This window comes from Massilia sp. CT11-137 (assembly GCF_047302885.1).
Lineage (GTDB): Bacteria > Pseudomonadota > Gammaproteobacteria > Burkholderiales > Burkholderiaceae_D > Telluria > Telluria orientalis.
In genome coordinates, this window is the sequence record NZ_JBKYMP010000002.1 from 3,302,042 (window position 1) to 3,314,536 (window position 12,495).

Here is a 12,495-nt window from a genome sequence, read left to right on the forward strand (position 1 = left end):
ATGAACGACCGCATTAAGGATCACATGAGCGCCACCGCCATGAACAAGGCCCTGGTCCGGGCGCTCTACGAGGAGTGCATCAACGGCCGCGACCTGGACCGGCTCGAGACGCTGATCGCCCCGGACTTCGCCGGCGCGCGCGGCGAACGGGGGCCGCGCGAATTCCGCGCGACCATCGAAGCCGTGCTGACGGGCTTTCCGGGCGTGCGCTTCGAGCTGCACGACGTGTTCGGCGAAGACGACAGGGTCGCCGTCCGCTGGACGTTCCGCGCCGTGCACGGCGGGCGTTTCGTCGGCATCAAGCCGAGCCGCGCGGAGGTGACGCAGGAAGGCAATGTGATCTACCAGCTGCGCGACGGGCAGATCGTGCGGGCGTGGCTGCAGGCGGACCGGCTGGGGGTGCTGCAGCAGATTGGCGTGGTGCCGAAATCGTTTGTCGAAGCAAGCGGGCAACGGCCGATCTGACGTCGTTCCCGCGCAAGCGGGGATGACGGTTTCTAGGTAGCCGCCACTTGTTCCCGCAACGCCGGCAATGCGCCGCCCTGCTCGTCGAACAGCCACGCCCGCGCGGGATCGAACCGCAGCCGCACAGCGGTCCCCGGCGCCGGCAGCGGCACGTCCGGCGCACACTTGGCCGCCACCATGCCGTCCACGCCGTCGACCTGGACGTACGCGAGCGTCACGTCGCCCAGGTATTCGACGAGCGACAACCGGCCCGGGATGCCCGCCTCGCCGCCGGTCTCGAGCCGCAGGTGCTCCGGCCGCACGCCCAGGGTCAGCGCGGCGCCGCCCTGCGCCTGGCTCGCATCCGCCGCCACCTGCGCCATGCCGCCGCCCGGCACGCGCACGGTCGCGAGGCCGCCCGTGTGGCCCGCCAGCGCGGCGGGAAACGCGTTCATGCGGGGCGAGCCGAGGAAGCCCGCGACGAACAGGTTCGCCGGCCGCTCGTACAGTTCCAGCGGCGTGCCCACCTGCTCGATGCGGCCGCCGTTGAACACGACGATCTTCTGGCCCAGGGTCATCGCTTCGACCTGGTCGTGCGTCACGTAGATCATCGTCGCCTTCAAATCCTTGTGCAGGCGCGCGAGTTCCACGCGGGTCTGCGCGCGCAGCGCGGCGTCGAGGTTGGACAGTGGTTCGTCGAACAGGAAGACTTCCGGCTTGCGCACGATGGCGCGACCGATCGCCACGCGTTGCCGCTGGCCGCCCGACAGCGCCTTCGGCTTGCGGTCCAGCAGGTGCGCGATCTGCAGGATCTCGGCCGCGTGCCGCACGCGCGCGACGATGTCCGCCTTCGGCACCTTCGCGAGCTTCAACGCAAAACCCATGTTCTCGGCCACCGTCATGTGCGGGTACAGCGCATAGCTCTGGAACACCATCGCGATCCCGCGCCGGGCCGGCTCCACCGTGTTGCTGACGACGCCCCCGAGCTCGAGGGTGCCGTCCGTGATGTCTTCCAGACCCGCGATCATCCTCAGGAGAGTCGACTTGCCGCAGCCGGATGGCCCCACGAAGACGACGAACTGGCCATCCTCGATGTCCAGGTCGACGCCCTTGATGACGGGATTGTCGCCATAGGTCTTGCGGATGCCGCGCAGCCTTACCGATGCCATAGAATCTATCCTTTCAATCCGCTCGCCGCCAGGAAGCCCTGCGTCACGCGGCGCTGGAACAGCACGTACGCCAATGCCACCGGCAAGGCGCCGAGCAGCGCCGCGGCCATCAACTGGGCGTAGCGTACGCCGAACGCATCGTACGTCTGCGTGAGGCCCAGCGGGATCGTCATCATGTCGTTCGACGTGACGATGATGAACGGCCACAGGAAGTTGTTCCACGCCGCGATGAACGTCACGATCGCCATCGCCCACACGATATTGCCAGAGATGGGCAGGTACACGCTCCACAGTACGCGCAGCGGGCCCGCGCCATCCATCACGGCGGCCTCGCGGAAGTCGGCGGGAATCGCGTCGAAGAACTGCTTGAACACATAGATCACGACCGGCGACACGACCTGCGGCAGCACGATGCCCGCGTACGAATTGATGAGGCCCAGCTGGTGCATCGTGCGGAACAGCGGCACGAGCAGCGCCTCGAAAGGCAGCAGGAAACCCAGCATGGCGATGCCGAACACGATGCCGCGGCCCCGGAAACGCAGCTGGGAAAACGCGTAGGCTGCCATCAGGCTGATCGCCATCGTCACCACCGTCACCAGCAACGCGACGAGGAAGCTGTTGAACAGCCAGCGCACGACGTTGCCGGCGCCGAGCGTCTTGCGGTACGCGTCCAGCGTCCATTCCTGCGGCAGCCAGTGGAAGTTCGCCGACACCGTCTCGAGCTCCGGCCGCAGCGACGTGGACAGGGCCCACAGCAGCGGAAACGCCCACAGCGCGGCGAGCACGATGGCGCAGGCGGCGCCGGCGACCGTCCAGAACGTGGCCCTCATGCGTCCCTCCCGGCCAAAAATTTCACCAGCCACGCCTGCAGCAGCGACAGCAGGATGACGATCGCCACGAACGCCATCGCGACGGCCGCCGCATACCCGGCATCGCTCTGCGTGAACGCCGTCTCGTACATGTAGTGCAGCGCGACCCGCGTCGTGTTGAACGGCCCGCCGCTCGTGAGGATGTACGTCTGGCCGAACACTTTCAGCGACGCGATCAGCTGCAGGATCAGCGCGGTCGTTGCGACGGGCCGCAGCGCCGGCCACGTAATCGTGCGGAACAGGGTAAGACCGCGGGCGCCGTCCAGCGCGGCCGCTTCGTACAGCTCGGCGGGGATGTTGCGCAGGCCGGCGAGGAACAGCAGCATGTTGAAGCCGACCGTCCACCAGATCGTGCCGATGGCGACGGCGGGCAGCGCCCAGTACGGGTCCGCGAGCCAGGCGCGCTGCCCCCCGAGGATGTGATTGACGACGCCGGACGACGGCTGCAGCATCCAGTCGGCGATCAGGGTCATCACGGAGATCGGCAGCACGAACGGCAGGAAGAACGCGCCCTGCAGCCAGCCTTGCACGCGCGTGAAGCGGTCGACGAGCAGCGCCATCAGCAGGCCGATGGCGCACAGCGGGATCACCGTCAGCAGGGCAAAATAAAACGTGTTGCCGACCGAATCCCAGAACGACGGGTCGTTCAGCAAGGTGTGGTAGTTGTCCAGGCCGACGAAGGCGCTCGTGCGCGTGAGGCTGCTCTCCGTGAGGCTGAGCCAGAACGTCTGCAGCGCCGGCAGGAAAAAGAACAGGCCGAACGCCAGCACGAAAGGCGCCAGCAGCAGCCAGGCCGGCAGGGTGTCGCGCCGGGCCGTCGTCGGCCCCAGGGCCATGTCGTCGCGTCGCATGGCGCGCCTCAATAGCGCGGCGGACGCTTGCGCACGAGGCGCGCCGCTTCCGTCTCGAACCGGTGCACGGCCTGCTCCGGCGTCAGGTAGCCGTACAGCGCGGCCGGCAGGAATTTCGACGCGATCGCCTCCAGCGGTCCGGCCGCGCCCATGTACCAGCCGTCCGGATCGTACACGACGTCGTTCGCGACCTGCGCATACATCGCATTCGGCATCAGGCTTTTCGCAGCGGCCGATTCGGCGACGGGCTTGTACGCGGGGATGTGGCCGCCCTCGGCCCACCCGAGCGAATGCTTGCTGACGTAGGCGATGAAGCGCATCACAGCCTGGACTTTTTGCGGCGACGGTTCATGGCCCGGGTTCGCGGGCAGCGCGAACGCGTGCGAATCCGCCCACGTGGACGCGTTCGCGTACATCTTCGGCAGCGGCACGATGCCGTATTCGAAGCCGAGCGTGCCGGCCTTCGTCGCGCGCACGAGCTCCGGCACTTCCCACACCCCATTCAGCATGAACGCGGCGCCGCCGCCCATGAACTGGCTCGTCGACGCCGGGTAGTCGAGGCCCGACTGCGCATAGCCCTTCGTAAACCAGTCGCTGATGCGCGACAGCGTCGCGGCGCCGGCCGGGCCGTACGTGAAGCGGCCATTGGCAATGATCGTGACGTTCTGCTGCGCGAGCATGGCCAGCCACAGGCGCCAGATCGCATACGAACTCTGGCTGCTTTCCATCGTCAGGCCGCGCTGGCCCGTGCGCTCGGTGGCGGTGCGGAAGGCGTCCGTCAGCGCATCCACGCCGTCGATCGGCTTCAGCTTGCCGTCCGCGCCGAGCAGGCCCGCCTTGCCCGCGAGCGTCTTGTTGTAGTAGAGGACGAACGGGTGCACGTCGAGCGGGATCGCATACGTCGCGTTCTGGTACTGTGCCTTGGCCCATTGGCGCGGCAGGTAGTCCTGGCCGCGCAGGCCGGCCGCCGCCAGCTCGGCGGGCGCGATCGGCCGCAGCACGCCGCCACCGGCCAGGTTGACGATGCGCGACAGGTGGATGGTCGCGACGTCCGGCCCGGCGCCCACGACGGAGGCCGTGATCAGCTTCGTATAAAAGGGTTCGCCCCACTTGAGGGTCGTGCTGACCACGCGCACGTCGCGCTGGCTCGCGTTGAAGTCGTCGACCAGCGCCCGCATGCGCGCGCCGTCGCCGCCCGAAAGCAGCGTCCACATCCTGACTTCGACCTGCCCCCGCGCGGGGGCATTCACGCCCGCCAGCCCGAGGAACAGGGTCGCAACCAGCGCGGCGGCGCGCGGGGATCCGCGTCGCGCCACGTTGTCTCCTTGTTATTGTAGGGTGGGCACCCTGTGCCCACGCGGACGCCAGCGGCATGTTAGCGTCACGCGTGGGCGGAGGGCCGGCCACCCTATGGCGCTTTCAGGCGGCTTTCCGCCGTGTCCGCGCTCCCGGCGCGCCACGCCCGCGGCGTTCGAAGCCCGGGGGGCCCGCGGACGGACCGGGTTCGGTCGGCGGGATGTCCGGTGCTTCCAGCTGCGGAGGCTGGCGCTCTCCCGGATAGGCTAGCACTTCTGCCGTTTCTCCGACGCGCGTCCACTCGACAGGGAAATCGGGCCCCCGCCGCGCGCGCCAGCGCTGGCTGTGGCCGAGGGGGTCCAGCACCCAGTCCTGCAGGTGCGCCTGCGGCCCGCGCGTGGCGAGAGCCAGCGCTTCGATCGGCGCTTTCGGGACGCGGTCTTCCGTCAGCAGGCCGTTCTTTTCGAGGAAGGTGTCCGTCAGCTGCGTGTAGCAAAAGCCGGACAGCGGCCGGCACCGGTGCACCGCCGACATCAGCTGCTGGTAACGGGTCAGCAGCTCCTTGCTGTCCTTCGCCACCGAATAGCCCCACCCCGACTCCTCGCCGGGTTTCGACATGGCAATGCCACCGAACTCGGACAGGAACAGCGGCCGGCCCAACCCGGTAAAGCCGTCGATGACGAGGCGGCGCCGGTCCGGCTGCACGTGTTCCAGCGTATAGGCGACGGCTTCGCGGCTGCCGTAGCGTTCCAGCAGCACGACCGGGTCCTGCTCGTAGTCGTGCACGCACACGAGGTCGCCGCACGGCATCTCCCAGCCGTCGTTGCCGACGACGGGCCGCGTGCCGTCCAGCGCGCGGGTCACGTGGTACAGGGCGCGCACGAAATCGACCTGGCGTCGGTCGTTCATCAGTTCCGGCACGCCCCACGATTCATTGGTCGGCACCCACGCGACGATGCAGGGGTGCGAGATGTCGCGTTCGACCAGTTCCTTCCACTCTTCCATCACGCCGTGGATCGTCGCGCTGGAAAAGCCGTACGCGGACGGCATCTCGCCCCACACGCACAGGCCCAGCACGTCGCACCAGTACAGCCAGCGCGGATCTTCCGACTTCTGGTGCTTGCGCACGCCGTTGAAACCGAGGCGCTTGATGAGCAGGACGTCGTGGCGCAGTTGGTCGCTCGACGCGACCATCAGGCTGTCCGGCCAGTAGCCCTGGTCGAGCACCATGCGCAGGAAATACGGGCGGCTGTTCAGCACGAAGCGGTCGCCTTCCACGCTCACCGTGCGCAGCGCCGTGTAGCTTTGCACGCTGTCGATCAGGTTGCCCTCGGCCGAGCGGATCTCGATCTCGGCGTCGATCAGCTGCGGGCTCTCCGGACTCCACATCCACAGGCCGCGCGCGTCGTCGATGCCGGGGTCGGGCAGCTGGAAGATGCGGGACAAGCGCGGCCCGGTCAGCAGGCAGCGGTCGCCCACGAGCAGCCGGTCGCCCAGCTTCAGCGTCACGTTGGCCATGCCGCCTTCCGGCACGTGGGCGATGTCGGCGTCGAGGCGGATCTGCCATCTGGCGACATCGGCCGTCCAGCGCAGCTGCGCGACGTGGGCGCGCGGGACCTTCTCGATCCACACGGTGCGCCAGATGCCGCTCGTGCGCGGGTACCAGATCTTGTGCGGCTCCGGCTCCCAGTCCATCTTCCCGCGCGGCTTGTGCATGTCCTGCGGGTCGTCCTCGGCCTGCACGGCGATCTCGAGGATCGAGCCGTCCAGGTGGCGCGTGACGTCGATGGAAAACGGGCTGTGGCCACCCCGGTGCTCGACGGCGAAGCGCCCGTTGATCCACACGCGGGCCCGGTAGTTGACGGCGCCGAAGTGCAGCATCAGCCGCTCCTCCGGTCCCGGCAGCAGCGCGGGATCGAGCGAAATCTGGCGCTTGTACCAGACGCGCCGCCGGTAGCCGCGGTCGTGCACGCCGCTGGCGCGCGCCTCGGGTGGATACGGGACGACGATCGTCCGGTCGAACGGCACCTCGGCCGGATCGACGTAGAGGGTCGAGTCGTCGAACATGGCCTGCCAGGGGCCGTCGAGGCTGCGCCAGGCGGCGCGCCGCAATTGTGGGCGGGGGTATTCCACGTTTGCGCTCCTTCGTTCTTCAGTACGGCCTACTCTAGGAGCCGTAACCGCCGCTGGCAAGCCCTTTCACTACCGGTTACAAAGCGATACCAGCGACGTCGCATCAACGAGACAGGCGGGACACGGTCACGCGTTCGAACACCGCGCGGTAGCCGGCGCCGCCCATCGCCACCAGGCCCAGCCTTGCCTGCGGTCCGAGGCGATGCGTCCACGTTCCGCCCCCGACCCAGGTCTTGCCGTCCCGGCTCGAATATGCGGTATAACGCTCATCCCCCCCGACCCGGTGGACATCGAGCCGCAGCCACGTGGCCGTCCCCGGCGTGCCGACGACGGTGTTGCCGTAGCGCGGATACGCGGCCGGCACGGGAAACAGCTCTTTCGCGAACTCGACCTGGTGCAGGCCGCCGTGCGCCATCTCGACGAGCTTGACGTAGTTGTCGTCGTCGCGCATCACCACCAGGCCCGCCTGCACGGCCGTCTTGCAGCAACCGTCCGGCACGGCCAGTCTTACCACTGTCTCGACACGATAGTCGCCGTCCGGCAGCGCCGCCTGCAGCACGCTGGCCGTGTTCGTGTCGACGTGCAGGTCGGTCGCGGCCGTCGCCACCGTGAAGCCCTGGGGACCCGTCGACCAGGCGTCGTCGGCCGGCGGGCGCCGCCACGTCCACCGCTCGTCCAGCTTCGTGCCGGCAAAGTTGTCCGTCCACTCGGGACTCGTCTTCTGCGCGGGCGCCGGCGCGAGCGCCAGTGCGCGGGGACGCGTACCAGCGACCGTGGCGGGCGCGGGCCGGGGTTCGTCGCTGGGCGCGCCGCGCGCGACGGGCCAGCCGTCGACCCAGTCGATACGGTCGAGCAGCGCAAGCCGCCGCGTCAGCTTGTCGGGCGCGCTGAAGAACGGCTCGTTCACGTCGATGCCGTGGTAGATCGTCCACCACTGGCCGGCCGCGTCGGGGAAGACCGTGTTGTGGCCCACGCCGACCCAGCGGTTCCCGTTCTGGAACAGGACGGGCGTGCCGCCGGCGCGGGGCGCGGCCAGGTCCTGGCCCAGCCGGTCGAGGAACGGCCCGGCCGGTGTGCGCGCCCGGCCCGCGTACACGGCATAGCCGGTCAGCGGGCCGTTGCAGCAGTCCGTCGTGGAGCCGAACAGGTACCACCAGCCGCCGTGCCTGACGACTTCCGCCCCTTCGTAGCGCCACGCGGCGCCCACCTTGCGCGGCGTGCCCTCGGCCTGCAGGCCGTCGAACCGCAGCGGCTGCACGTACACGCCGCCGCCGTAGCTGCCGTAATAAATCCATTTGCGGCTGCCGTCCTCGACGACCTTCGGATCGAACGTCCACTGGAAGTCGCAGCCGGGTCCCGCGCGCCGGGGCGGCACCACCGGCTTCGATGCCGGCACCCACGGGCCGGCCGGGCTGTCCGCCATTGCGACGCCGATGGCGCTGTCCTTGTCGCAGCCCGCTTCGGGGCTGTGCGCGTCGGCCACGTCGGTCACGGTGAAGTACAGGTAGTAGTGACCGTTGAGGAAGGCCGGCTCCGGCGCCCACAGGCCGGACGTGGGCGCCGCCAGCCCGGCCGGACGGTCGGCGAACGCGTCGCCCACGTAGTTCCACGCGACCAGGTCCGTCGACCGGTAGATGGCGATCATGTGGAAATGCCAGTCGCCCTTCTCGCCGTCCAGCGGACGCTCCTTCTTGCTGACGGGATCGCTCGTGCAATACAGATACCACGTGGGCGTCTTCGCGCGCGGGTCGCGCAGCACGGCCGGGTCGGCGCAGTTCTGGGCGGGTTCGCCGTTCGCCAGGTGGACGGGGAGCGGATTGCGATAGGTGGCGGCGGGCGCCGCCCATGCGGCCGCGGCCAGTGCACATGCCAGTGCGCCGACGTACCGTAGCGACCCCGTGCGTAGCGATCCCATCGTCCCTCCCTGATTTTTGCCGCAGAGCTTACCCCAAGCGGCCCGGGCGGGATGCACGGTTGGCACGCCAATCGTTGTTCATGTGCCCAGCCTGTTGCCGGATGATGAACAACGCCGTCGCATCCTGCCAACTGGAAGGGCCCGGGCCGGGCATTGCGTGACACGCTCTGGTATCATGAGGCTTGTTTCCGCTTCGAGATCCACACGTTGACGCACCACATGAGGATGCCCACCGGCCTGCTGTTTGCGGCTCTGCTGAGCGCCGGCACGGCGGTCGCGAAGGACGCGACCCTGCGCCCCTGGCCCGCGGGCCAGCCGACGCCGGCCCTGCAGGTGACGGGCCTGGATGGACAACCGTGGGACGTGGCGAGCCTGCGCGGGAAGGTCGTCGTCGTGAATTTCTGGGCCAGCTGGTGCGGCCCGTGCGTGGACGAGCTGCCGGTCTTGAAAGGCCTGGCGGGCCGCGGCGGCGTTACGGTCGTGGGCGTGAACTACAAGGAACCGCGCGATACGATCGAACGTTTCACGCAGGACCACCCGCTCGGCTATCCCGTCCTGCGCGACCGCACGGGCGATGCGTTCAAGCGCTGGACGCCGGGCGTGATGCCGACGACGATCCTCGTGGACCGCACGGGCCGCGCGCGCTGGCGCACGGTCGGCGAGATCCCGCCGGACGACACGAAGCTGCGCGCCGCCATCGACGCGCTGCTGACGGAATCGCAACACCGAACGAACCACCAAAAATAGGGAAAAGCCATGCAAGACACCAAACCGTCCACCGCCCGCCGTGCGCTCCTCAGAGCGGCCGGCGGCCTCGCGCTCGCCACCACCCTGCCCCGCGCCGTGCTGGCGGCGGACGCGCAGGAACGCCACTTCGACCCGCGTCCGGGCGACTGGAAGAGCTACGAGGTGGTGACGAAGGTGGCCCTGCAGCGCGCCGCCGGTCCGTCGACCGTGTGGATCCCGCTGCCGGCCATCGACACGGAATGGCAGCGCAGCCTGTCGAACAACTGGTCCGGCAACGCGACCAAGGCCCACGTCGAAAGCGACCCGCACTACGGCGCGCGCTTCCTCGTCGCCGAATTCGACGGGAGCGTCGCGCCGATGCTGGAAGTCGTGTCGCGCATCCAGACCCGCGACCGCGCCGAGAACTGGAAGACCCGCACCCCGGGTACGGAAGCCGCCGAAGACCTGCGCGTGTGGCTGCAGCCGACCGACCTGATGCCGCTCGACGGCATCGTGAAAAAGACGTCGCTGACGATTACGAGGGGCGCGCGCACGGATGGGGAAAAGGTCCAGCGCATCTACGACTGGATCGTGCTGAACACGTTCCGCGAGCCGAAAGTGAAAGGCTGCGGCACGGGCGACATCAAGACGATGCTGGAGACGGGCAACTTCGGCGGCAAGTGCGCCGACCTCAACGGCCTGTTCGTGGGCCTGTGCCGGGCTTCCGGCGTGCCGGCGCGCGACGTCTACGGCATCCGCATCGCGCCGAGCGCCTTCGGCTACCGGGAACTGGGCGGCAAGCCGGCATCGCTGCAGGGCGCCCAGCACTGCCGCGCCGAGGTCTACCTGAAGCAGCACGGCTGGGTCGCGATGGACCCGGCGGACGTGGCCAAGGTCATGCGCCAGGAAACCGCGAACTGGATCAAGGACCCGGACAACCCCGTCGTCGCGCCCGTCAAGCGCGCGCTGTTCGGCGGCTGGGAAGGCAACTGGATGGGCTATAACTTTGCCCACGACGTGCGCCTGCCGGGCTCCGTCGCCGGCAAGGTCGGCTTCCTGATGTACCCGCAGGCGCAGAGCGGCGGCGAAGCGTACGACTCGCTCGCGCCGGACACGTTCAAGTACACCATCACGTCGCGCGCCATCTGACCGACATGTCCACGCTCGCCCGCCAACCCGTCGACGGTACCGAACGCAGGGCCGGCCGCCTGCTCGCCATCGGCATGCTCGCGGCGCTGCTCGCCTCCACGTGCTGCGTGCTGCCGCTCGCGCTCGTGCTCATCGGCGTGACGGGCGCGTGGATGGTCAACCTTCAGGCGCTGAAGCCCGTGACGCCGTATGCCATCGCCCTGACCGTGGGTGCGCTGGCGTGGGCCGGCTGGCTCGTGTTCCGTCCGGCGCGCGCGTGCGACCTGGAGAGCGGCGACTGCGCCACCACACGGCCGCTGATGCGCCGCGTATTCATCGCCTGCGCGCTGTTCGTCGCGCTGTTGCTGGGCTTTCCGCTGATCGCCCCGCTGTTTTACTGAGGATAGCCATCATGAACTTCACCCGATCCCTCGCCATCGCCGCCCTCTTCATCGCGGCGCCGGCCTTCGCCAAGCAGCAGACCGTGTCGCTGAACGTGCCGACCATGGACTGCGCCACCTGCCCCATCACCATCAAGACGGCGCTGTCGAAGGTGCCCGGCGTGTCGAAGGTGAAGGTCAGCTACGAGAAGCGCGAAGCCGTCATCGTCTACGACGACGCCCAGGCCACCGTCGCCGACCTGAAAAAGGCGACGGAAGACGTGGGCTATCCGGCGCTGCTCAAGACCTCGAAGTGATACCACGGGGCTCCGTGAGGAAGACGACGAACACGGCCCCGATCAATCCCATCCCCACGGCGCACGCGGCCTGCCAGCCGCCGTGCGCATAACTCCACGCCCCCAGCGCCGAACCGGTCGCGCCGCCCAGGAAGAACGTCGCCATGTACAGGCCGTTCACGCGCCCGCGCACTTCCGCGCCCAGCGCATAGATCGCGCGCTGCCCGAGCACGAGGTTGCCCGACACGGCGAAGTCCAGCGCGATGGCGGCCGCCACGAGGATCCCGACGCCGAACCGGCCGCCGTCCGCCAGGCCCAGCGTCGGCACGAACGCCAGCAGGCCGAGCAGCATGCAAAACACCGTCGCGGGGCGCGTCCAGCCGCGGTCCGCCACGCGGCCCGAGAGCGGCGCCGCGATGGTGCCCGCGACGCCGGCCAGCGCGAACCACGCGATGTCGCGCTGGTTCATGCCGTAGGCCGGGCTCGCGAGCAGCAGCGGCACCACGGTCCAGAACACGCTGAACGCGCCGAACATGCCGGCCTGGTAGATGGCGCGGCGGCGCAGCACGGGCAGCTCGCGCACGAGTCCCGCCATCGAGGCGAGCAAAGCGCCATAGCCGAGCGTCGCATGCGGACGGCGCGCCGGCAGCAGCACGCGCAGCACGATCCCGAGCACCACCATCAGCACGGCCGACAGCACGTACACACCCTGCCACGACCACGCGTGCGTGACGAAGCTGGCGACGGGACGGGCCAGCATGATCCCGAACATCAGGCCGCTGACGATATTGCCGACGACTCGACCGCGCACGTGTTCGGCCGCCATATGCGACGCGTACGGCACCAGCACCTGCACGGATACGGCGCTGAAGCCGATCACCAGCGAGCACGCGAGGAACGCGGGCACGGGGTGGCCGAGCGCCGGCGCGAGGGGCGCCGCGACGAGCGCCGCCACCAGCAGGGCCACGAGGGCCAGCACGAGCTTGCGGTTTTCGAGCAGGTCGCCGAGCGGCACGACGAGCAGCAGGCCGGCGCAATAGCCGAGCTGTGTCAGCGTGACGAGCAGGCCCGCCGCGCCGGCCGGCAGGCCGATCTCCGCGCGGATCGGGCCGACGAGCGGCTGGACGTAATACAGATTCGCGACGATCAGGCCGCAGGCGGCGGCGATCAGCAGCATCAGCCACGTGGGCATGTCGGGATGGTTTGCGCTGACCTGGCCGGCACGATCATGCCGCGGACGGTCGAGCACCTCGGTGGGCAAAGGCGATGGGGACAACATGCGCTCCGG

12 protein-coding genes are annotated in these 12,495 nt (G+C 69.1%); 5 read left to right on the forward strand and 7 right to left on the reverse strand.

Annotated features, from left to right (window positions below; genetic code table 11):
- Window positions 1-465: an ester cyclase gene (locus ACEN98_RS31535; protein WP_413388775.1), complete on the forward strand. Its 465-nt coding sequence runs from the start codon at window positions 1-3 to the stop codon at window positions 463-465.
- 32 nt (window positions 466-497) lie between these two features.
- Here the strand turns inward: ACEN98_RS31535 and ACEN98_RS31540 are convergent, their stop codons facing one another.
- From ACEN98_RS31540 to ACEN98_RS31565, 6 genes are all read right to left on the reverse strand, one after another.
- Window positions 498-1,613, reverse strand: coding sequence for an ABC transporter ATP-binding protein (locus tag ACEN98_RS31540; protein WP_413388776.1), 1,116 nt, complete (start codon window positions 1,611-1,613; stop codon window positions 498-500).
- A gap of 5 nt (window positions 1,614-1,618) precedes the next feature.
- Complete coding sequence (locus tag ACEN98_RS31545) at window positions 1,619-2,443, reverse strand: carbohydrate ABC transporter permease (protein ID WP_413388777.1); 825 nt, start codon at window positions 2,441-2,443, stop codon at window positions 1,619-1,621.
- Window positions 2,440-3,333, reverse strand: a complete 894-nt coding sequence (locus ACEN98_RS31550; RefSeq protein ID WP_413388778.1) for a carbohydrate ABC transporter permease — start codon at window positions 3,331-3,333, stop codon at window positions 2,440-2,442. The genes ACEN98_RS31545 and ACEN98_RS31550 overlap by 4 nt, the downstream gene beginning before the upstream one ends.
- Window positions 3,334-3,341: 8 nt before the next feature.
- Window positions 3,342-4,649 (reverse strand): extracellular solute-binding protein, encoded by a 1,308-nt coding sequence (locus ACEN98_RS31555; protein WP_413388779.1) that lies wholly within the window; start codon window positions 4,647-4,649, stop codon window positions 3,342-3,344.
- A gap of 103 nt (window positions 4,650-4,752) precedes the next feature.
- Complete coding sequence (locus ACEN98_RS31560) at window positions 4,753-6,762, reverse strand: glycoside hydrolase family 2 protein (RefSeq protein ID WP_413388780.1); 2,010 nt, start codon at window positions 6,760-6,762, stop codon at window positions 4,753-4,755.
- 103 nt (window positions 6,763-6,865) lie between these two features.
- Complete coding sequence (locus ACEN98_RS31565) at window positions 6,866-8,677, reverse strand: family 43 glycosylhydrolase (protein ID WP_413388781.1); 1,812 nt, start codon at window positions 8,675-8,677, stop codon at window positions 6,866-6,868.
- Window positions 8,678-8,896: 219 nt separating this feature from the next.
- Here ACEN98_RS31565 and ACEN98_RS31570 point away from each other — a divergent pair, with 219 nt between their 5' ends.
- The 4 genes from ACEN98_RS31570 to merP are packed head-to-tail and all read left to right on the forward strand — an operon-like array spanning window position 8,897 to window position 11,228.
- Window positions 8,897-9,424 carry a TlpA family protein disulfide reductase gene (locus tag ACEN98_RS31570; protein WP_413388782.1) on the forward strand — a complete coding sequence of 176 codons (528 nt, stop codon included), beginning with the start codon at window positions 8,897-8,899 and terminating at the stop codon, window positions 9,422-9,424.
- Between the two features lie 9 nt (window positions 9,425-9,433).
- Window positions 9,434-10,552 (forward strand): transglutaminase-like domain-containing protein, encoded by a 1,119-nt coding sequence (locus ACEN98_RS31575; protein ID WP_413388783.1) that lies wholly within the window; start codon window positions 9,434-9,436, stop codon window positions 10,550-10,552.
- A gap of 5 nt (window positions 10,553-10,557) precedes the next feature.
- The gene (locus ACEN98_RS31580; RefSeq protein WP_413388784.1) at window positions 10,558-10,932 is read left to right on the forward strand and encodes a mercuric transporter MerT family protein; all 375 of its coding nucleotides are present in this window, start codon (window positions 10,558-10,560) and stop codon (window positions 10,930-10,932) included.
- A gap of 11 nt (window positions 10,933-10,943) precedes the next feature.
- A complete protein-coding gene (gene merP / locus ACEN98_RS31585; RefSeq protein ID WP_413388785.1) occupies window positions 10,944-11,228 on the forward strand; it encodes a mercury resistance system periplasmic binding protein MerP in 285 nt (94 codons plus the stop codon).
- Here the strand turns inward: merP and ACEN98_RS31590 are convergent.
- Window positions 11,212-12,486: an MFS transporter gene (locus ACEN98_RS31590; RefSeq protein ID WP_413388786.1), complete on the reverse strand. Its 1,275-nt coding sequence runs from the start codon at window positions 12,484-12,486 to the stop codon at window positions 11,212-11,214. The genes merP and ACEN98_RS31590 overlap by 17 nt on opposite strands.
- Between the last annotated feature and the right edge of the window lie 9 nt (window positions 12,487-12,495).

Bases quoted from the DNA above. Each gene is read 5' to 3' on its own strand.
- ACEN98_RS31545 (WP_413388777.1), bottom strand. From the start codon at position 2,443: ATGAGGGCCACGTTCTGGACGGTCGCCGGCGCCGCCTGCGCCATCGTG.
- ACEN98_RS31570 (WP_413388782.1), top strand. From the start codon at position 8,897: ATGAGGATGCCCACCGGCCTGCTGTTTGCGGCTCTGCTGAGCGCCGGC.
- ACEN98_RS31550 (WP_413388778.1), bottom strand. From the start codon at position 3,333: ATGCGACGCGACGACATGGCCCTGGGGCCGACGACGGCCCGGCGCGAC.
- ACEN98_RS31535 (WP_413388775.1), top strand. From the start codon at position 1: ATGAACGACCGCATTAAGGATCACATGAGCGCCACCGCCATGAACAAG.
- ACEN98_RS31565 (WP_413388781.1), bottom strand. From the start codon at position 8,677: ATGGGATCGCTACGCACGGGGTCGCTACGGTACGTCGGCGCACTGGCA.
- ACEN98_RS31590 (WP_413388786.1), bottom strand. From the start codon at position 12,486: ATGTTGTCCCCATCGCCTTTGCCCACCGAGGTGCTCGACCGTCCGCGG.
- ACEN98_RS31580 (WP_413388784.1), top strand. From the start codon at position 10,558: ATGTCCACGCTCGCCCGCCAACCCGTCGACGGTACCGAACGCAGGGCC.
- ACEN98_RS31575 (WP_413388783.1), top strand. From the start codon at position 9,434: ATGCAAGACACCAAACCGTCCACCGCCCGCCGTGCGCTCCTCAGAGCG.
- ACEN98_RS31540 (WP_413388776.1), bottom strand. From the start codon at position 1,613: ATGGCATCGGTAAGGCTGCGCGGCATCCGCAAGACCTATGGCGACAAT.
- merP (WP_413388785.1), top strand. From the start codon at position 10,944: ATGAACTTCACCCGATCCCTCGCCATCGCCGCCCTCTTCATCGCGGCG.